The 19,734-nt window shown below is 46.6% G+C and carries 16 protein-coding genes; 5 read left to right on the top strand and 11 right to left on the bottom strand.

Going from position 1 to position 19,734, the window contains the following annotated elements:
* Positions 1-345 precede the first annotated feature (345 nt).
* Together Q1V85_RS00330 and Q1V85_RS00325 are read left to right on the top strand one after the other, a co-directional pair.
* Positions 346-1,905, top strand: coding sequence for a sodium:solute symporter (locus tag Q1V85_RS00330; protein ID WP_300596255.1), 1,560 nt, complete (start codon positions 346-348; stop codon positions 1,903-1,905).
* 115 nt (positions 1,906-2,020) lie between these two features.
* Positions 2,021-2,167, top strand: a complete 147-nt coding sequence (locus tag Q1V85_RS00325) for a hypothetical protein (protein WP_300596253.1) — start codon at positions 2,021-2,023, stop codon at positions 2,165-2,167.
* A gap of 283 nt (positions 2,168-2,450) precedes the next feature.
* Here the strand turns inward: Q1V85_RS00325 and Q1V85_RS00320 are convergent, their stop codons facing one another.
* The 10 genes from Q1V85_RS00320 to Q1V85_RS00275 form a co-directional block, all read right to left on the bottom strand.
* On the bottom strand, positions 2,451-3,971 hold the full coding sequence (locus Q1V85_RS00320) for a glycoside hydrolase family 32 protein (RefSeq protein ID WP_300596251.1): 1,521 nt from the start codon (positions 3,969-3,971) through the stop codon (positions 2,451-2,453).
* Between the two features lie 61 nt (positions 3,972-4,032).
* Positions 4,033-5,361: a sugar porter family MFS transporter gene (locus Q1V85_RS00315; RefSeq protein WP_300596249.1), complete on the bottom strand. Its 1,329-nt coding sequence runs from the start codon at positions 5,359-5,361 to the stop codon at positions 4,033-4,035.
* Between the two features lie 266 nt (positions 5,362-5,627).
* Positions 5,628-6,833, bottom strand: a complete 1,206-nt coding sequence (locus Q1V85_RS00310) for a metallophosphoesterase family protein (RefSeq protein WP_300596247.1) — start codon at positions 6,831-6,833, stop codon at positions 5,628-5,630.
* Between the two features lie 483 nt (positions 6,834-7,316).
* Positions 7,317-7,835, bottom strand: a complete 519-nt coding sequence (locus Q1V85_RS00305) for a hypothetical protein (RefSeq protein WP_300596245.1) — start codon at positions 7,833-7,835, stop codon at positions 7,317-7,319.
* Positions 7,819-8,283, bottom strand: a complete 465-nt coding sequence (locus Q1V85_RS00300; protein ID WP_300596243.1) for a hypothetical protein — start codon at positions 8,281-8,283, stop codon at positions 7,819-7,821. The genes Q1V85_RS00305 and Q1V85_RS00300 overlap by 17 nt, the downstream gene beginning before the upstream one ends.
* Positions 8,284-8,528: 245 nt before the next feature.
* A complete protein-coding gene (locus tag Q1V85_RS00295; RefSeq protein ID WP_300596241.1) occupies positions 8,529-9,521 on the bottom strand; it encodes a DUF6620 family protein in 993 nt (330 codons plus the stop codon).
* Positions 9,522-9,558: 37 nt separating this feature from the next.
* The gene (locus Q1V85_RS00290; protein ID WP_300596239.1) at positions 9,559-10,368 is read right to left on the bottom strand and encodes a hypothetical protein; all 810 of its coding nucleotides are present in this window, start codon (positions 10,366-10,368) and stop codon (positions 9,559-9,561) included.
* A gap of 111 nt (positions 10,369-10,479) precedes the next feature.
* Positions 10,480-10,731 (bottom strand): hypothetical protein, encoded by a 252-nt coding sequence (locus Q1V85_RS00285; RefSeq protein WP_300596237.1) that lies wholly within the window; start codon positions 10,729-10,731, stop codon positions 10,480-10,482.
* Positions 10,731-11,699: an SPFH domain-containing protein gene (locus Q1V85_RS00280; protein WP_300596235.1), complete on the bottom strand. Its 969-nt coding sequence runs from the start codon at positions 11,697-11,699 to the stop codon at positions 10,731-10,733. Before Q1V85_RS00280 ends, Q1V85_RS00285 begins: the two co-directional genes overlap by 1 nt.
* 335 nt (positions 11,700-12,034) lie before the next feature.
* A complete protein-coding gene (locus tag Q1V85_RS00275; protein ID WP_300596234.1) occupies positions 12,035-12,361 on the bottom strand; it encodes a hypothetical protein in 327 nt (108 codons plus the stop codon).
* A 228-nt stretch (positions 12,362-12,589) separates the two neighbouring features.
* Between Q1V85_RS00275 and Q1V85_RS00270 the strand changes: the two genes are divergently transcribed.
* Complete coding sequence (locus tag Q1V85_RS00270) at positions 12,590-14,428, top strand: LuxR C-terminal-related transcriptional regulator (RefSeq protein WP_300596232.1); 1,839 nt, start codon at positions 12,590-12,592, stop codon at positions 14,426-14,428.
* 11 nt (positions 14,429-14,439) lie between these two features.
* On the opposite strand, the gene Q1V85_RS00265 is transcribed toward Q1V85_RS00270, so the two are convergent.
* Positions 14,440-14,658 carry a hypothetical protein gene (locus Q1V85_RS00265; RefSeq protein ID WP_300596230.1) on the bottom strand — a complete coding sequence of 73 codons (219 nt, stop codon included), beginning with the start codon at positions 14,656-14,658 and terminating at the stop codon, positions 14,440-14,442.
* Positions 14,659-15,359: 701 nt separating this feature from the next.
* Between Q1V85_RS00265 and Q1V85_RS00260 the strand changes: the two genes are divergently transcribed.
* On the top strand, positions 15,360-18,119 hold the full coding sequence (locus Q1V85_RS00260; protein ID WP_300596228.1) for a TonB-dependent receptor: 2,760 nt from the start codon (positions 15,360-15,362) through the stop codon (positions 18,117-18,119).
* A gap of 37 nt (positions 18,120-18,156) precedes the next feature.
* Positions 18,157-19,704: a hypothetical protein gene (locus Q1V85_RS00255; RefSeq protein WP_300596226.1), complete on the top strand. Its 1,548-nt coding sequence runs from the start codon at positions 18,157-18,159 to the stop codon at positions 19,702-19,704.
* Positions 19,705-19,734 lie beyond the last annotated feature (30 nt).

The raw sequence follows: 19,734 nt of genomic DNA, 5'->3' as shown, positions 1-19,734 counted from the left end.
CCTGTATCGTGAAATGTGACGGTGCCCCTTTATCTGAAGCGCATTCTATAAAGGGAATAATAGCATTCGCTTTTGTAGCAAAAAATCATTTTTCTTTCGCTCTGCTGAGTTTTTGATTGGTAACAAATAAAAGCCTTTGGATACATCCGTTTAAGCGCCCATCCAATACCCAACTAAGCCGGTTTTCTTCCCATTCCGGTAAACCAACGGCTATTTTTGCTTTCAAAATCCGTTTCAGGATAGAATCGTATAAAAAAAGGATAAATATTTAAATTGCCTGCAGTATGCACCGTAATATTTTTACATATAGAACGGAACGCTTCTAATGATTGATAAATTTTGCAGATGAAAACATTGCCTTTGATTGATTTAAGTGTGATCCTGATTTACCTGGTAGCCATGGTGCTGGTGGGGTACCTGTTTTCAAGAAAAAATAAAAGCGCAGATCAGTTTACCACCGCTTCCGGCCGGATTCCGGGCTGGGCCGTAGGTCTTTCCATCTATGCCACGTTTTTAAGCAGTAATACGTTCCTGGGAGTGCCGGGTAAAGCCTTTGGCAGCAACTGGAATGCTTTTGCGTTCAGTCTTTCCATGCCCCTGGCAGCCTGGGTGGCTGCAAAATATTTTGTTCCGTTTTACAGGAATGTAGGGGAGGTGTCTGCATATACCAACCTCGAAAAGCGCTTTGGCCCCTGGGCCCGCACTTACGCCGTTGTATGTTTTCTATTAACACAAATCGCGCGGATGGGTTCCATATTTTTTGGTTTGTCGCTCACCCTCCAGGCCCTTACCGGGTTTCCGATGCAGATGATCATGTTGGTTACCGGCGCCTGTATCATTCTTTATACGGTAATGGGTGGCATTGAAGCCGTGATCTGGACAGAGGTGGTACAGGGCGTTCTGAAAACCCTGGGCGCCATCCTGATTGTATACCTGGTTATTTCAAATGTAAACGGTGGCCTGGATACAATTATAAAGATCGGGAAAGCCGAAAACAAATTCGGCCTCGGGCGGCTCAATCTCGATTTTACCAGCTCGGGTTTCCTGGTGGTTTTATTGTACGGCTTTTTTATCAACCTGAACAATTTTGGAATGGATCAGAACTATGTGCAACGTTATCATACAGCCAGTTCTAAAAAAGAGGCGGCCCGGTCGATCTGGCTTTGCGTTTGGATCTATATTCCAGCTTCGCTGCTTTTCTTTGTGATCGGTACCTGTTTGTACGCGTATTACCAGCTCAACCCCGAATTGCTGCATGCGGTGAAATTACAGGTGGCAGCGGAACGGATCGGGCAGGGAGCTCCGGCGGCACAGATCGCTGCAACAGCGGCGCAACTGGTTCCGGGTGATTATGGCGATAAGGTGATGCCGCATTTTATGGTAACTATGATCCCGGCGGGACTGGTGGGGCTCATCATCTCCGCGATTTTATCCGCCGGAATGAGTACCATTAGTTCCGGTATGAATGCTTCTGCCACGGTATTTGCAGAAGATATTTATAAACGGTATTTTAAAAAAGTGGTAAATGAAAAACAAGGGTTGCGGCTGTTGCACATTGCTACCGTAGTGTTTGGGCTTTTGGGCATGATTGCGGGCGTGTTGATGATCGGTGTTAAAAGTGTGCTGGATATCTGGTGGCAGCTTTCCGGCATTTTTGCCGGCGGCATGCTGGGGCTGTTTCTTTTAGGTATTATTAGTAAGCAAACCGGAAATACAGCGGCGCTGCTGGCTACCATTACGGGGATTGTTGTAATCCTGTGGATGACCCTTTCGGCCTGGATACCGGAACCGTATCATTATATAAAAAGTACGCTGCACGCAAATATGATCATTGTGGTAGGCACGCTGACGATCTTCCTGTCGGGGTTGTTGTTTACCCGGTTTCAGAAAAAAAAATATCCATAATAAAATAACGTGTACGCATGTTGCCTGCTATCCCGGACCGGATAGCGGAACGGACAGGTATTGCCCGGGTTGCACCCTGCATGCCGGTACACGATAATATTTAAAAAGAAATACAATGAATGTAGAAAAAGGGTTTGTGCCGGTGATGTTAACCCCCTTTAATGAGGATGGAGGTATTGATTTTAACGGACTCACGCTGTTAACAAATTGCTACCTGAAGAATGGGGCGACGCGCTTGTTCGCCAACAGCAAAGGGAACTAACCCTTGCGTTTCCTGGCGAAGTCCTGGCGCACCTTGCGGTTGAAAAGTGAAACGCAAAGGCCGCCATGAAATATTGTTATGCTGCGGGAATAAATCGTTGCGTTCTCAGCGAAGTCCTGGCGCACCTTGCGGTTGAAAATTGAAACATGAGGGTTGCGAAGATCACGCAAAGGCCGCCATGAAATATTGTTAGGCTGCGGAAATAAATCGTTGCGTTCTTAGCGAAGCCCTGGAGCGCCTTGCGGTTGAAAATTGAAACGCAAAGATTGCGCTAAAACGCTGTTCAGCGGTTTTGAGGCTTTGTTGAAAGCATACTATACTTCAACTGCTTTATTTGCAGTTTACCGGGCGTTTCTATGGCAATACCAGATATGGGCTCCGAAGGAAAGAAAATGCTGGTCATTACCGTTAGCCCATCATCTGCAAACAATTCCAGTGAAGCTGCATCACCGATAACGGTAAGACGGGTAGTATTATTGACTGCTATCCTGGGAGCAACATGTTTTTGGGCAAAACCTTTTTCAAATCCTGTGTCTCCGGAGTGCGTGCGGTCAATAAAGAACTGGTTGGCCGCTTTATCAAACCCGATTCGTACAGCTTCTCCTTTTGTATTGGTCAATGCAATGGAAAAGTCCGTCAACGGAATCCCTTCAAGGTCCAGCCGGAACAGGCCCTTTGCATTACCGGAAGCAGGTGCTGCCACAAAGCGGTTGTTTACGGATATATTGGGAAGCGTTTTTACAGGACGGGTAACGGTCCGCAGTTCCTTTACGATTGCGGATGTTATAAAATACCGGCCATTGATCTTTTTCAGCGAAAGCTCCCGGGGCAGGGTCATGGCGCTCCGCCAGTTTTTTGTGGGCACTACATTCGCGTACTGCCAGTTGCTCATCCATCCTAAAAATAATTTACGGCTTCCGGTATTGCTCCAGGTGATGCCGGCATATTCATCGGGGCCATAATCCAGCCATTTAACAATGCTGTCGTCCGGTGTAAAGGTATGGCCGTTAAAACTTCCGGTAAAATATTGGGTTGCAGAACCGCCATTGGGACCACCGGGGTTCAGGTTCACGATCAGTACCCAAACGGTTCTGCCGTTGTTGTTAAACGAAATAAGATCCGGACATTCCCATACACCTCCATGAGCTCCCAGGTTCTTACCAAACCTGCTTTCTTCTTTCCAGCTTTTCAGATCGGGAGAAGAGTAGAAGGTAATATGGTCCAGTGTGGCCAGGGTCATGATCCATTTTTTTTCCGGTGCATACCAGGAAACCTTTGGATCCCGGAAGTCCCGGATACCCGGGTTTTTTAGCACAGGGTTTCCCTTGTACCGGGTCCAGGTTTTTCCTTCATCCGTGCTATAGGCAATGCTCTGGTTTTGAAATGTAGCAGTACCGGCTTTTTCACCTTCATGGCTGTGATTGGTATAAATAGCCACCATGGCGTTTTTGCCAAAGCCGGCCGTATTGTGTACATCAATCACGGCGCTGCCGGAAAAGATGGTGCCCAGGCTATCCGGATACAGGGCAATGGGCAGCTCCTTCCAGTGCACCAGGTCTGTACTGGTGGCATGTCCCCAGTGCATGGGCCCCCAAACAGTAGCATCGGGATTGTGTTGAAAGAACAGGTGATAGTGGCCATTAAAGAACACCATGCCATTCGGATCATTCATCCAGCCTTTTTGAGGTGAAAAGTGAAGCTGGGGACGGTGTTGCTCCGGACCGGGTGCGGCCTGCGATACTGCAAAGAGCGGAAACAACAGCGGGATAACCGTATTTCTGATGATGGCCCGGATCATATTCATTCAGGATTTAGTTGTTTTAATCGATGGCCGCTGATTGTGTTGAAATGGGTATTGCAATGGCTTACCGGAGTGTTTGCTCCATCTCTTCAAGCGTAACGCCTTTGGTCTCCGGCATTTTAAACAGTACCCACAACAGTTGTAACACCATCATGCACATAAAGAAGAGGAAGATCTTTGCCGGCCCGATTGCCGGGTTGCTTGCAAAGAAGGGAAATACACTGGTGATTACAGCGGCCATTACCCAATGTACGGAACTGCCCAGCGACTGGCCATAAGAGCGCACCTGGTTGGGGAAGATCTCGGAGATGAATACCCAGATCACGGCGCCCTGGCCGATGGCATGAGCGGCAATAAACACAAAAACAAGCAGGGGAACGATCATACCACCAAGATACTGGAAGTAAAAGGCTGCTGCAATGGCGCCCAGGGAAAGAATATAGCCCAGTGAACCGATGATCATTAATTTTTTGCGGCCCAGCCGGTCGATGAGGTATAGCCCAAACATGGTAAATACCAGGTTCACCAGTCCCACACCGGCACTTTGTAAAAATGCAGCGCTTTTACCTAAACCCGCCAGCTCAAAAACCCTTGGGGCGAAATAAATAATCGCATTGATGCCGGATAACTGGTTAAATAGAGCTACCAGCGTAGCCATTACAATCGGCTTGATGAACCGTTTGGAAAAGAAAACAGAAAGACTGGCCTTTTTCCGGTCTTCAGCTACTTCCTGTTGTATGGAGCGGAGTGCCTCTTCCACACCATCGGGGTCCGATACTTCCAGGATCTTCCGGGCACCGGTATAATCATTTTTATGTACCATCAGCCAACGGGGACTTTCCGGCACAAAATACAGGAGGAGCACAAATACCGCTGCGGGCAGGGCCAGGATCCCCAACATCCAGCGCCAGGCCTCCGTACCAATGCCGCTCATTAAATAGTTGGATAAATAAGCCAGCAGGATACCAAAAACGATATTGAACTGGAAGGTAGCAACCAGCTTACCCCGGTTTTTTGCCGGGGCGATCTCGGAAATAAACATTGGCGCCACTACGGAAGAAGCGCCCACACCCAGCCCACCCAGGAAGCGGAACGCCATAAATGTAACCACATCGTGGGCAAGGGCAGATCCTATCGAAGAAATAAAGAAAATGATCCCGATCCAGAGCAACACTTTTTTACGGCCATAGCGTTCGGCCGGGATACCGCCAAACAGGGCACCGATAATGGTGCCATAAAGTGCAGCGGCCAGGGCTTGCCCGTGAAGCACATCACTTAACTGCCATATTTGTTGTATCTGCTGTTCCGCACCGGAAATAACAGCCACATCCATTCCAAATAAAAGACCCCCAAGTGCAATTACGATACTCCAGAACAAAAGTTTCCTTTTCATATGTCAATCGTTATTTTAATGGTGTCATGAAAACAGTAAGGACAAAATTAAATTATTTTGATTTTGTGTCAAATCCTTTCAGGGTTTAAAAATAATATTGTTTGTCTTTTTATTTGAAGGCGGAATTAAAATCGTATCGCTTTATACGGCCACGCACAACAAAGGCGCCAGGCCGCGTGAAAAGAATCCGTGCAGCTTAGCGCCTTTCTGTTTCTTCGGCCTCCGTCTTTAACCTGGACAAAAACCGTAGCGACCGTAAAAATAATTTATCTTCTTGTTACCAGGTAACTGCCTACTTCTTTGCCCGAATCGTCCAGCATGCGAACGCTGATCTCTTTTTTGGAAGCGGCAACCTGGGTAATGGTACGGGACCCGTCCCTGGGACCGCCACCAATGATGATGGGGTAGTGGTTGCCATTTTTGTCGGGCGGATGTACCTTGTACCGGTGGGTATGACCACTCAGCACGAGGTCTACCTTACCTTTGTTTAACAACGGTTCAAACACCTGTGTACAATGCACCGCACCATGGGCATCTCCGGAATAACGGGGTGGTATATGCATCATCACAATGCGAAAGGGTGCGTTCTTAAAGGCTTTACTGCTGATCTCCTGTTCCAGCCATTGCGCCTGCTCCAGCCGGTAGGTATCAAAATCTACAATGCCTGCATAAACAGGATGGGTGTCTTCCTTGTCTTCGCCGGTATCCAGGATTACAAAGCGAACAGGGCCTAATGTAAAGGCCGTATGTCCTACATGGTGAAAATAGGAGGAAAAATCGCGTGCAAACTTCCCGCGGGTTTCATGGTTGCCGCGTACATACACAAAAGGAAGACTTCTGGCAAACAGATCGCAGGGCTGCAGCATATGATCGATGATCTGTTGTTCATCGGTTTGGTAGTCAAAAACATCACCGTTAAAAAAAACAAAATCGCGTTGATGGCCCTTGTCCAGGTTCAGAAGGTGCGGTATGGACTGGGGACGGTCGTGGATATCATTCAGCATCACAAAGGAAACGGAATCTTTTGCCGTATCGGTGTTGATGAACTGTTCGGTATTTCCACTCAGCTCTTCCCCATAGGTAAGCTTATAGGGCTGAAAATCTTTTATTTCCTTTGATGCGATCTTATAATAATAAGTGGCGCCGGGCCTCAGGTTGGTAAGGGTTACGCAATTGATCCTTCCGGCGGGCTTTAATCCCAGTTCACTTTTGCCAAACGCTTTGAGGTTAAGATCATCTGCAGCCGTTCCATAAGTAACCCAGCTTGCGGCATTCTTATTGGTGATCCATAAAATGGAAATACTGTTGCCAAAGTTTGTTTGCAGGTACGGGCCCGCAATGACTTTAAAGCCTTCTTCTTTTTCAGTTGCAGCGGCCAGGGCTTTTTGCGGATTTAGAAGGGCGATGCCACCCAGGGCCAGACTTCCTTTTAAGAAAGACCGTCGATTATCTTTTAATGAACTTGTTTTCATGATAAATGGAAATTGGTTGTTGGCCGCAAAAATGAGGGATTTATTCCGGTTTTTTTAAAGAATCTCTGCAATGATCAACTGCGGGAAATACAACAGGTGCCCTTGAAAGATTGTTGCTGAATATCTTTACCCTTCAAGGTTTATATTTTTAACCGCAATGTGCACAAGGAATCCGCCAGGAGCGCAAGGGTTTATTCCCGTTGTATTACAAAATTTCATCGCGGCCTTTGCGTTTCAATTTTCAACCGCAAGGTGCGCCAGGACTTCGCTAAGAACGCGACGACTTATTCCCGCAGCATAGCAACATTTCATAGCGGCCTTTGCGCGATCCTCGCGGACCTTTGCGTTTCAATTTTCAACCGCAAGGTGCGCCAGGGCTTCACTAAGAACGCAACGACTTATTCCCGCAGCATAACAACATTTCAGGGCGGCCTTTGCGAGGTCACTGCGTATTCTTTGCGGTTCAATTTTTGGCCGCAAGGATTATTTCCCGGGTACCGGGGATGTGGCGCTTAGCCGCAGGATGGGGTCTAATACCTCCGCCTCATAGGCCCCCAGCAACCGTTCACTTTTCTTCCCGGATCCAAAGTCTTCACTGATGGCATAGCTTTTTATAAATTGTTTTTTCCTGGCACCCATTGCATAATGCCAGGCGCCCTGTTCAGAACGGGTAAAGATCACCAGCTCGTTCAGCGACATTAAACGTTTTTTCAGAAACGGTGTATTGATCTTATAAACCGCATTGCCGGTTTTGTCAAATACATAACGCACATTTATCCGGAAAAGGAAATCATACAACCCATGCAGGAACAGGTATGCCATAATGGAATAACCAAATACCTGACCGGCTTCTCCTAATTGCTGGTAAAAGATAAAAACGGCACCGGCAATACCCACTATCGCGATAAAAAACCAGAACAGGTTTTTTAACAGGTAGTAGTGTGGCTGTAAGGAAACGGACTGAGCGGTTTCTGCTACTTTATATTTATCTCGGGCTGTCATAATTACTGATGATTTCATCGATTTCGTTTAAAATGCGCTGCATAGCCCGGGTAGTAACCCCCTGGGCAATGAGGGCGCGTTTTGTTTTTCCATCTTTCAGATAACAAATATTCAAAGAAGTATTAGTGGTGAAAAGTCCCTGTTTTAATTGATGGAGCTCAAAATTTTGGAAGTCGGCCAACGGGATCCGTACCGCTGGCCGGAGCAGGGCGGCCTTGGCCCGTATTTCCCGGGTGTTCAGGTCAATAACCAGTGACCGGGAGATCATTCCCGAAAACCCCAGGATGGCCATCACCAGCACGATCCAGCCAATAACGGGATATTTGCCTTCCCGGAGTATGAGATAACTGAGGAGGGGTAAAATAACAATGAGGGTAATGGGCAGCAAATAGGAAGGCTTCATTTTGTAAACGTTTCCCTCTGCGGTAAAGTGTTTTAATGATTGCATGTGCTTTTTTTATGGCATGTTTGTGTATGAATAAGATAAAGAACTGCCGCACACCGGGTCAACCGGTGGATTACTGCAGTGCTTATAGTCGTTGTGTATTAAGTTTCCGCTGCTTTTAAGGGCAACCGGCAGCGGATATGGCAGGGCTTCCTTTTAATGCCGGATGATGCCAGATACTTCGGCCGGGATTGCAGGAAATGTAACCAGTTTATGTATGCTTCCTTTAAATACGATACGATCGCGTTTTAGAATGTAACATCATCTGCAATATTACCGCCCTGCTCTTTTGCAAACTGTTCTGCGTATTCTTTTTGCTTTTGCAGCTGATAATCCATATAATGGTGAATTTCGTTGCTGTTGAACTGCTGATTTTGCGCGGTCATCCAGTTCATGGCAACCGCCTGGAAATCGGAGAGGTTGATGCCGAAGTTTTCCAGTATCCACTGAGCGCCATCCAAACCGTATTCGTAAGCCGCTGTTCTTGCACCGCAAAGCTCTTCATAAAAATACCGGTCGGTTTTTAATTTTTCCAGGTTCGAATTTCCTTCGGGGCTGGCTGCTGTAGCAGGTTTCAGGTCTGCCAGTTTAGGATGCTCGCCGGCGATCGCAAAATATTCGCCATACTTCGTCATAATGCCAAAACTGGCATCCTCTTTCATCCGTTCCGGCCAAAGCAGGTTTACTTCCTCCCATACCGCTTTCTCAATACCCATTGCCTTTAATATGGCGGCTTCCGGGATGTTTTGTGTCATTGCATGTGCAATGCCGGCATAATCATAAAGTGAAATGCCATGGATGGGCTCATACAATGGGTTTCCTGCTTCCTGCACCTGGTTGAATCCCTGGGTGGCATAGCCGGTAAGCTCCATGGAATTGGCCATTTCAAATTGTACCAGCTGGTCATAATTATGTCCGTTCCATTGCAGGTATAGCTGCGTAACGGCTTCTCTTTTTAAATTCCGTTTTTCGTTTTCGCTCAGGGCTTCGTCCTGGTTAGCCAGCAGCTCCTCATAATGCCGGTTTGCGGCTGCATCAAATGCATCTTTGGAATAGTGCGTGCCGTGCTGTGTTTGGGGATCAAACCGGTACTGATGCCGGTTGGATACCGAAGCTTCATTATTATCTGCATCTTCGGCACTGTGATGCGTAAACTGGCCGTATGAGGCTTGCGTTTGCTCCTGGTGTTTTTTAGGAGCTTCATCATTGCCCATAAGGTTATTCAGAAATTTTTTAAACATGGTGGTTACTTTTTAAGTGTTATGAATAGATAGAAGATCAGACAGATTTGTTGAAGTCGTCGAGTTGCCGCTGGTAAAATTTTTCATTGGAAGCGGCCATATCGGGTACGATCCGGTTCCATTCGTCGAACATCATCCGCAGATAATTGCGGTAAAGATCCGGGTTGTGCTCGGCATCCTTGTTGTAGGCATCCAGCAGGTGCGCCGTGCGCTCTTCGGCAAGATCCCGTGCAATCCAGTTCAGGCTTTTGGCAAGCGTACTGGGCTCATAGGTGTTTTGGGTGCGACAGGCGGGGCATTGCAGATAACTGGTGGTAAAGTAAATCTTTTCCAGGTAAATGGGCGCGCCGCATTGCTGGCATTTGAACTGGTGCTTCAGTTGCTCATGCTCCTCCAGGATTTTTTGATACAGGGCTTCGTGGTCCTGCCTGGTAGCGGCTTCGAGTTGTGTTTGCCAGTCGTTGCAAAAATCCTCAAACCGGCGGTACCGTTCCGCGCAGGCCTCACTGAACTGTAAGGCTGCGGTATACGAAAGCCCTGCACTATCCAGCTGGCGGTAAAAGGGGCGGATCTTTTGTTCTTCTGTTTGCCGGGCTTTTTCCCGTACCTGGTTGATCTGTCCGCGGATGCCGCTCCATACCTGGCCGATATTGGCTTCATATACGGCGTTGGTGCTGCTACGCATTGCTTTTAACTCCGGGATGGCTGCCTGGCAAAGCTCCTCCACCCGCTCTTCCAGTTTTTGAAGAAACACGAACCAGCGCTCCTGGGTTTCGCGGATCTGTTGTGTCCATTCTGATGGTACCGGATCACCGGTTTTCTTTTTATTGTCAAATAAACCAAACATACATTGTTTTTAAAGTATGAAGCGATGCATATGGTCGGCGTCCGCTGATTGCATTAATAAGGTTCCGGAACCCGGCCGGCAAGGGTTTCCGAAAGCGCTCTTTGGAAACGGCTATTGATTTTCCCTGGAATTGTCTTCCTTTTTAATATGTAATCCATCGGTAAGCGTTACCTGTAAAAATTCAAAACCGCAATAGGCACAATGGGTAATGCCATCATCTTTAGCTCTTCCGGCCCCGCAGTTAGGACAGGTGCGGGCGCCCATACTGGCCGCTGTTTCTGTTACAGGACCACCGTATTTTTCCTGTGCCTGTGCTTTGGCTTTTAATTTTTCTAAAAAGGATGGTGCTTTTTTTTCTTCCATTATAACTGGGTTAAGAGTTCAGCTTTTTTTGTTTTATATTCTTCATCATCAATCAGCCCGTTTTCAAAAAGTGTTTTGAGCTGCTGCAGCTTTGCCGTAATATCTGCCTGGGGCGCTGCAGCCGCCTGTGGTGTTGCAGCGTTTGAATTATTTTGCTGAAACTGGTTCATCATCATCCCCATGGCCATAGCCGTTTGAGTGGCATCGTTCAATGCCGTGCCTTTGTCTCCAATTGCATTGGCGGTATTGAATTTTGTAAACTTGTCCATATCAGTTATCATATTCATATTGGTAACCTTATCGTAGAATGTGGTTACTTCTTCCGGCAGTGTTACGCTGGTAATAACGAACTGTGTCAGTTCCAGGCCCAGCGTGGCAAAATAGGGTTTCAGGTATGGCTCGATCTTTTTACCCAGCTCCGTGATATTGCCGGCAACCGCTGTTACGGGGATCTGCTCGTTTGCCAGCACCTCTCCAAACTTAGGTGCCACAAAATCGCGCAATTGGGCCTGCAGCTCAAAAATGGTCAGCCGGGGGAATGTACCGGCATAGGTTTTGAAAAAGGTGCCGGGATCTGCAATTTTTATATCAAAACTGCCAAAAGCACGTACACGCACCTGGCCAAACTGGGGATCATTCATTAAGATGGGGGCGGGTGTTCCCCATTTGTTATTAATAAAATGATAGGTATTAAAAAAGTATATATCTGCTTTAAAAGGACTTTCAAATCCATATTTCCATCCTTTAAGGCGACTGATGATGGGAATGTTTTCTGTTGAAAGCGTATGCAGCCCTGGGGAGAAAACATCGGCCAGTTGTCCCTCATTCAGCAACATGGCCTGCTGGCTTTCTCTTACCGTAAGCCTGGCCCCCTTTTTAATTTCCCTGTCTTTGTCGGCAAATTTCCACATCAGGAGGTTGGGGTCGGGTGTGGGCGACTCTATGATTTCAATAAAAGGTAAGCTCATCTTTTAATTTTTAAACAACGGTTGACCGGAGAACCCGGTTAATTCATTCATAAGTTCCTGCAGGGCCCTTGCAGACCCTGCTTGTGAAAGTACAACCTTTTTTGGTTTTCCATTCATGCAAAAACGGGCGATTAACATAAATTGGATCGGGATCCGGGTGTAAATGATTTTTTCCATACCAAAGTGCTGAAAAGTATTTAACCGGAGGAGCCGCAGCAATCTGTATTGCCGTTCGGTTGCGTCTGGGTGTTTTAAGACGATCGCTGGTTACAGGTAATATAACCGTATAGCAGGTGGCAACGGCCGGGATAACGCAGGGGTGTTACGTGTTTATACTAACCGATAAAAGAAAATTTATCTTCAAAAAATTTTCCCACCAGGGGAATGCTTTTTTGAACCCCGTTGATGGCATTCAGTAAGCCAAAAATCCATAAGGCCAGGAATGCGATGCCGCTCAGATAAGAAATAAACCCGATTCCGGGAATGGCGCGGACCAGGATGGTAATTGCAATATTGATGATAAGCGACAGCAGGAAGAGCCCGAAGAACTGGCGCAAATGATACTTCAGCAGACTGTCTGCCTGATCTTTTCCTTTGATATAGGCATATAACCAGCCAAAAATAGTAAGGTAGGCAATTACGGAGAGGTCTTTGTTACGCATGGTTTTGATTTTTAAAGGTGATTCGTACCAGGCTCAAAACTGCGGTCAGACGATCTCTTTGCAAAATTTTGCACCATTACATAATGGCTACATGTGTCAGGCGGCGCGTCTACAAAATGTCTACATGAATTCTAAGTTGCTGTTATTCATTGTTTTGAAAACGATTCTGACTGACTGATTTTTCAGGAGATATGGTGCCGGACTGTAATAATTCTATAAATTCACCCCATGAAAAGCGTTGCAATTACCCTGGGGATCGTGATCCTGTTCCTGATGAATGCCGGTGCTCAAAGCTCCTATATCGACAGTTTAAAAATGGAACTTGCCGGAACTCCCACAACGGGTCTGTATTTTAAACTGGCGGAAGCATACCGGTACAACGATCACTATGAGGACGCCGTTGCAACGGGAAAAAGGTATGTAGCCCTGGCGGATGCACAAAAAGACAACCTGGAAAAGACAAAGGCCTATGGGGTGCTGACCCATATCCGGCTAAATATGGGCGATTATAAGCTGGCGCAGCAGTACCTGGATTCGGCGGCTCTTACGGCCGGGATGTCAAAAGATCCCCTGGCGAAAGACTATGCGCTGCTTGCCAGGGCCGTTTTTTACTACAATATTGACAAGGATGATGTATTGGTGACCCTGTGCCAGCAGATCTTAAAAGATGTGGAGCCCTCCGGTAAGGATCCGTTTCTGATGGCTAAATGTTATTATTATTTATATACCGTTTATACCACTTATAATGACTTCCCCAAAAGTCTGTATTATGCCGGTAAAGCAGCTGCGTCGGCCTTAGCGGCAGGGGACCAGAACCTGCTGAGCTCCGCCTATTCGGCGCTTGCCGTAGTATATCCTTACCGGTATGATAAGGAAAAAAAGCAGGCCGACCTGGATTCTACCATGTACTACTCCCGGGCTGCCGGCGACCTGTTCTTTCAATATCCGGGAAAAGTGGCGTATCATACCTATGCCCTGGCCCGGATGAACCTATCCAGCTACTATCTTAAATATTATCCTGTTAACGACCCACAGATTCGACGGGCGCTTACCGATACACTTGAGTCGGTCCTCCGGTTTGCTGCAACGGGCCTGACCGATAACCAGGATGTTATTGCCAGTTGTTATGGGATACTTGGAACACTGGCCAAACGCGCTAATGATTTTGGCCAGGCAGCACAGTATTATTTGCAGGCAAAACAAACATTGGACAAAGCTGCCAAACCTTTTTATCATACCCGCAATACGCTGTTATCGGATATGGCAGCCCTATATGCAGCGGAAGGCAATTATGCAAAAGCCTATGAACTGGAAAAGGAGCTGCTGGACAATAATACAAAATTGTTTGACGAAGATCAGGCGTTGATGGTGAATAAGCTAGAGGCGCAATACCAGGCCGAAAAAAAGGAGCAGGAAGTTCAGGTATTAAAAGATAAGGCCCGTAGCCAGCAAAAGGCTCAACACCTTTATTTTGGCCTGGCCGGTATCGGTTTGCTGGGCGCTTTTTTTATGTTCCGGTCGTACCATTTTAATTTGAAATACTCCGTGGAGCGTGAAAAAAAACTGAAAGCGGAGCAGCACGACGCTCAAACCCGCCTGCGTTTACAGGAAGAAGAACGTGCGCGCTTAAAGGCGGAGCAGGAATTACTGGAACTGCAACAGCTAAAACTACGGGATGAGATCATGATGAGTCAATTGCAGGTGCAACATAAAAATGAATTGCTGCTGCATCTGAAAGAAAAATTAAAGGACGAGCAGCCGGTGAATATGCAACAGATCATCCGCGAGGAGGACCTGCTGGATGGCGACTTTGAAAAAGCCAAGTTTAGCATCCAGGAGGTGCATCCCAACTTTTTTAAACAGGTGCATGAGCGTGCAGCTCAAAAACTTACCTCACTCGACCTGAAGTATTGTGCGTATTTATATTTGGGAATGGATACGAAACAAATTGCGGGATTGCTGCATGTAGAGCCTAAAAGTGTACGCATGACCAAATATCGGCTGAAACAAAAATTTGACCTGGACAAAGAAACCGACCTGGTTGTATTCCTGAAGGGCATTGCCTGAAAAGAAGATGCTCAGGCGATTTCCAGTACGGTTTGTTTCAGTTCATTGAATTCGTCTTCTGAAATGGCGATCAGGTATGCGAAAGACCCATTGGTGAATTTGCGGTTGACCAGCTCCGATAAATAGTCGTTTGCCGAAGGAGACAGCTCCTTCTCGGAGGCGTGTAAAAACACGTAGGAAAGATTGTTGTTAACGTGTGTGGGTTGAACTACAAGTTTGTAGCAGTACATAAACAGAATGTTTCTACAAAGATAATGAAAAAGACGGGGATCTTTGGGGAGGGGGTATAACATCATACAAACTTCTTTTGGAGCCAGGTTTCAACCGCAAGGGGCGTAAGAAATTCGCGGGAACGCGGGATTTATTCCCACTATATAACAACATTTCGCCGGGTGCTTTGCGTGGCCCTGGCGTTCGCTGCGGTTTGTATTTCTAACCGCAATGTGCGCAAGGATTTATTCCCGCTGTACAACATTTCGCCGCGTGCTTTGCGTGGCCCGGGCGTTCGTTGCGGTTTATGTTTCTAACCGCAATGTGCGCAAGGATTTAACCCCGCTGTATAACAACATTTCGCCGCGTGCTTTGCGTGGCCTTGGCGTTCGTTGCGGTTTGTATTTCAAACCGCAATGTGCGCAAGGATTTATTCCCGCTGTATAACAACATTTCGCCGTGTGCTTTGCGTGGTCCTGACGTTCGTTGCGGTTTATGTTTCAAACCGCAATGTGCGCAAGGATTTATTCCCGCTGTATAACAACATTTTGCCGCGTCTGCCAGAAGGGGGACAGCAGGTTTCTGAAAGCGGGTCAATTCTCCGGATGGCCCGTTTTTAGTACGGTTAAGTTTGTATTATTAATTTTTTACAAAATCGTTATGTCTTTCAGACGGTCCATCGCCTTTAATATTTTTGGATTATTTCGCAGAAATTTTTACCATGCTGCGTTTGAATTGGCTGCTCTGTATATTATTTTTTTGTTTGGGGCTCGATAGCTTCGGGCAGGCCGGAAGCTATACGGTAAAAGGGCAGGTAACAGATATCGCAACCGGAGAACTGCTGGTAGGCGCTACGCTGCAATTGAACCACGAGAAAAGCGCTACACAACTGGATGGCCGTTTTGCATTTAGAAATATCCCACAGGGGACTTATACCCTGAGCTGTGACTACATGGGTTACAAACATAGAGACACGACCATTATCCTGAACGGAGATATGGTGTTGGCGCTTTCATTAAGCAATCATTCTTCTGTACTTTCTGAAGTAGTGGTACAGGGATCGGGAAACGCTGAGTCGGACGCCTATGCAAGGCGGTTAGAAAAAAATGCGGCAGGTGTTATTAATACGGTTTCTGCAAATGCCATTTTGCAATCGCCGGATGTTACCATTGCCGGTGTATTGCAACGGGTGTCTGGTGTATCACTGGAACGCAGTACCAGTGGCGAAGGTCGTTATGCCATTATAAGAGGGATGGATCAGCGCTATAACTATACGCTGATAAACGGCATTAAAATACCCAGCCCCGATAATAAATACCGGTATGTTCCCATGGATATTTTTCCATCGGACCTGGTAGAACGGGTAGAAGTACATAAAACGCTTACACCCGATATGGAGGCAGATGCCGTGGGCGGTGTGGTGAATATGGTAATGAAAAATGCACCTTCGAACGGCCTCTATTTGAAAGCAAGTGTATCGGGCGGCCTCAATCAAAATCTTTTAGATAAAGGATATGATCAGTTTTCTGTGAATGCGATGAATAAACAATCGCCATTCCGGTTAAATGGCCCGGCGTATATCGCCACTCCCGATGACTTTACACGTAATAACTACAAATACCAACATACAAACGCCCCGCTGAACAGCCTGGCCACGCTGGCCATTGGGAATCGCTTTTTGGCGAATAAACTGGGGGTGATGCTGGGGCTTTCATATCAGAACTTATATAAAGGATACAGCAGCCTGTACAGCCCTGCAGAACCCCTGAATACGGATGGGAGTTTTGTAGTAAAACATGTAAATGTGAGGGATTACTCCAGTCATCTGACAAGGACCGGCGGCAGTCTGAAGCTGGATTATGCAATGAATGCGAACAACACCATTAGTTTGTATGAACTGTATGCAAATCTTACCGAAGCACAGGTGCGTATTACGAATGATACCATTATCACACCGCCCCGGACAGATTTTGGTAACGGGCAGGTATGGCATTTCGGCCGCTCCAAATACCAGGAGCAGCAAATTTACAATACCACATTACAGGGGGAGCACCGGCTAAGCCAGGCTTTTTCTTTAGACTGGTCGGCCGTGTATTCGAAAGCAAATAATAAAATGCCGGATTTTGGTGAATATGAATATGACGGAGGTATAAAACCGGATGGTACCGCCATGCTCGATATCATTCAGAAGTTTCAGCGCGAGTGGTGGCTTAACAGCGACCGCGATCTTGCAGGCTACCTGAACCTGCATTATGCTTCAAAAATAGGGGAATTGCCATATACCATCAGCGCCGGCGGATTGTATCGCGACAAGCAACGGGCAAATGATTATGACGGATATACGCTGGGGCCTGTGTTTATAGATGGTGCACAACAGGTGTGGTCCGGTATCGACCATTTTCAATGGACGGTGATCACACCCCAGGGCTCCCCGGCCAGCGCGAATAACTACACGGCCTATGAAAAAATAAAAGCAGGGTATGCGATGGCTAAACTGGGCATAGACCGGCTGGAAGTTGTTGCCGGTGTGCGTATGGAAAATACCAGCCAGGGATACAATACCAACCTCCCCGAAACCATTGAAGGTAAAACGGCCTCTTATAACTATTCCAATATATTGCCCAGTGCTAATTTGAAATATCTTTTAACCAGTAAGTCGAACCTGCGTTTCGTGTATTTCTCGGCGATCAACCGGCCCGGCTTTTTCGAGCCTGTACCTTATGGAATACAGGGCGATGATTTTTCTGAACACGGAAATTATAATGTAAAACATGCCACCGCACAAAACCTCGATTTACGATACGAACTGTATATGCCCCGGAACGGCCAGTTGCTGTTAGGCGCTTTTTACAAATACATCCAGGACCCGATCGAGTATGGTTTTGCATTTACAGGCAACCAGGCAAGCGTGGCCTACCAGCCGGGTAATTATGGCAATGCCAGTAACTATGGAGTGGAGCTGGTCTTTGAAAAATATATTGGTAAGTTTGGGTTGAGAGGAAACTATACCTATACCAACTCTTCTATTTCATCGTCTAAAAGACAGCCGTATAAGGATGAAAATACCCAGGCCCAGATCCGCATCCTTAATGAAAAACGTCCGTTGCAGGGACAATCGGCACATTTAGCCAATGCTGCGCTCTTATATAAAAATACAAATGCCGGCACTGAAATACAATTTAACTGGCAATTTACAGGGCGCCGTATAGCACTGGTTTCTCCTTATTATGGTATGGACTACTGGATGAAGGATATGCAGGTGTTTGACGCTTCGGCAGAGCAGAAACTGGTAAAACACCTGTACCTGTTTGCCAAAGTACAGAATCTTTTCAACGCGAAGTACGAAGTATATATTAATAAGCAGCCGTCGAATATCAATATCATGCCGTTTCAGAACATTGCCGGCGGAAAAACACTGATGCAGCGCAACGAAACGGGGCGGGTATACCAGCTGGGATTCCGGTTCGACCTGAATAAATAACAAACTGTTCAATTATATCAATTTTAACCAAAAGACAATGAAAAAAAATCTAATGCGATCCGGCTTTTTAATGCTAACAGCTGCAGCGCTTTTTTCATGCTCCAAATCAAAAGATGATGGCGCAAAAATATCAAAGCCGCTTACGGTAATTGGTGCGGAAATTAAAAGCACCACGCTGCCCGAAAAGGATGCCAGTGGTCATGCTGTTCCGCTAAAGGGTACCATGCTTTCCGGAACAACGTATCATATAACCGCCGATGTTTCGATCAATGCTGGCGATACCCTGTATTTACAGCCTGGAGTTACCGTAATTATTGATGGTGACGGAACGCAGGGGAAGAGCCCGATGTTTATTGTAAATGGGGCCATCATCAGCGACGGCACAAAAGAACAACCGAATGTGTTTACGGTAGCCGATGCGCTTAAATCAACAGGCGACTATGGAAACGATGTTTCAAAAGATCCGGCCTACAAAGGCTACTGGAGCGGTTTTCAGGGAACCAAAACCTGTAAGTTAATGGCGTTCCGCTGGACGCGTATTGAATACACCGGAGGTCCTTACGGCGTAAATGCTGCTTTATTTGATACAAAAGATACGGATCCGACCCCGGCCCTTTATATGAACTGCGACCCCGCAGGCGCCTATGGTAAATTGATTTTTGAAGATTCCTGGTTGTTTGGAGGCGTGGATGATTGCATTGGTAAATGTCAGCACGTATATGTAAGCATTATGCGCAATACCTTGTCGAAGCTTGGCGCTACCGGTGGCGAAGGGATCAATCTTAAAAATGATTGTTATGGTGATATGGCGTATAACCTTTGTTATGGGATTGCTACCAATGGATTAAAAACCGCGGGTATCGATGGATCCTCTACTATTGTAAATATTTACAACAACACGCTGGTGAATTGTGGCTTCCGCCAGAAGAAAGCAACCCGTAATGGCTCTATTAATACCGAAACCAATGCCGGTGGATTTATCTACAATAATATTATTGTAAACAGCAAGCAAGGGTTGCGGATTTCCTGGAATTCAGAAAAAGGTCGCCCCAGTGATACACTTAATACATCTTATAATAATAACCTTACTTATATCGGTAATGCCGGAGTGGATGGAGCAAATAATCCCTTGATGATCTACATCGAACCCAACCAGTTTACCTTAAAACAATCGAATGATCTCAATGGCTATGTAAACGGAATCATCAGAACGGTGGTAGAAGCAAAAGGTGGTATTGGAACCAATGATGGAACCAATGTGATCGATGTTGATAAATACAATCCGCTGTTTGTAAATTATGATTCAAAAGCAAAGGCTGCCGGCTACCTGAGCGCCGGTATCCCTTCGGGTGCCAATTTTCACCTGGCTACCGGCTCGCCGGCTATTGGCGCCGGTGTTTATCCCGGTGGTTCCGGTAAAAACGCAATGCCGGTGAAGGCCACCGCAACCTTGCTGAAACAGTACGGTTTTCCAATGACCTTGCTGAGCAATAACGGCGGTGTGGCGGCTGCAAAAATTACGCCTCCCAATAAGGACCTGGGCGCTTTTCCAACAGATGGAAGCGGTAACCTGCACACCTATTAATTGTAGCTGATCATAAACATAAAAAAAGGA

Origin of the sequence: Niabella sp. (assembly GCF_030150205.1) — a bacterium.
Lineage (GTDB): Bacteria > Bacteroidota > Bacteroidia > Chitinophagales > Chitinophagaceae > Niabella.
Note: the sequence above shows the minus strand (reverse complement) of the source record. Positions and strands in the feature narration are given on the sequence as shown.

Excerpts from the sequence above, each read along its gene's own strand:
- Q1V85_RS00295 (WP_300596241.1), bottom strand. The coding sequence starts at position 9,521 with ATGTTTAAAAAATTTCTGAATAACCTTATGGGCAATGATGAAGCTCCT.
- Q1V85_RS00305 (WP_300596245.1), bottom strand. The coding sequence starts at position 7,835 with ATGACAGCCCGAGATAAATATAAAGTAGCAGAAACCGCTCAGTCCGTT.
- Q1V85_RS00315 (WP_300596249.1), bottom strand. The coding sequence starts at position 5,361 with ATGAAAAGGAAACTTTTGTTCTGGAGTATCGTAATTGCACTTGGGGGT.
- Q1V85_RS00285 (WP_300596237.1), bottom strand. The coding sequence starts at position 10,731 with ATGGAAGAAAAAAAAGCACCATCCTTTTTAGAAAAATTAAAAGCCAAA.
- Q1V85_RS00330 (WP_300596255.1), top strand. The coding sequence starts at position 346 with ATGAAAACATTGCCTTTGATTGATTTAAGTGTGATCCTGATTTACCTG.
- Q1V85_RS00310 (WP_300596247.1), bottom strand. The coding sequence starts at position 6,833 with ATGAAAACAAGTTCATTAAAAGATAATCGACGGTCTTTCTTAAAAGGA.
- Q1V85_RS00270 (WP_300596232.1), top strand. The coding sequence starts at position 12,590 with ATGAAAAGCGTTGCAATTACCCTGGGGATCGTGATCCTGTTCCTGATG.
- Q1V85_RS00320 (WP_300596251.1), bottom strand. The coding sequence starts at position 3,971 with ATGAATATGATCCGGGCCATCATCAGAAATACGGTTATCCCGCTGTTG.
- Q1V85_RS00280 (WP_300596235.1), bottom strand. The coding sequence starts at position 11,699 with ATGAGCTTACCTTTTATTGAAATCATAGAGTCGCCCACACCCGACCCC.
- Q1V85_RS00265 (WP_300596230.1), bottom strand. The coding sequence starts at position 14,658 with ATGTACTGCTACAAACTTGTAGTTCAACCCACACACGTTAACAACAAT.
- Q1V85_RS00290 (WP_300596239.1), bottom strand. The coding sequence starts at position 10,368 with ATGTTTGGTTTATTTGACAATAAAAAGAAAACCGGTGATCCGGTACCA.
- Q1V85_RS00275 (WP_300596234.1), bottom strand. The coding sequence starts at position 12,361 with ATGCGTAACAAAGACCTCTCCGTAATTGCCTACCTTACTATTTTTGGC.
- Q1V85_RS00325 (WP_300596253.1), top strand. The coding sequence starts at position 2,021 with ATGAATGTAGAAAAAGGGTTTGTGCCGGTGATGTTAACCCCCTTTAAT.
- Q1V85_RS00300 (WP_300596243.1), bottom strand. The coding sequence starts at position 8,283 with ATGCAATCATTAAAACACTTTACCGCAGAGGGAAACGTTTACAAAATG.
- Q1V85_RS00260 (WP_300596228.1), top strand. The coding sequence starts at position 15,360 with ATGCTGCGTTTGAATTGGCTGCTCTGTATATTATTTTTTTGTTTGGGG.
- Q1V85_RS00255 (WP_300596226.1), top strand. The coding sequence starts at position 18,157 with ATGAAAAAAAATCTAATGCGATCCGGCTTTTTAATGCTAACAGCTGCA.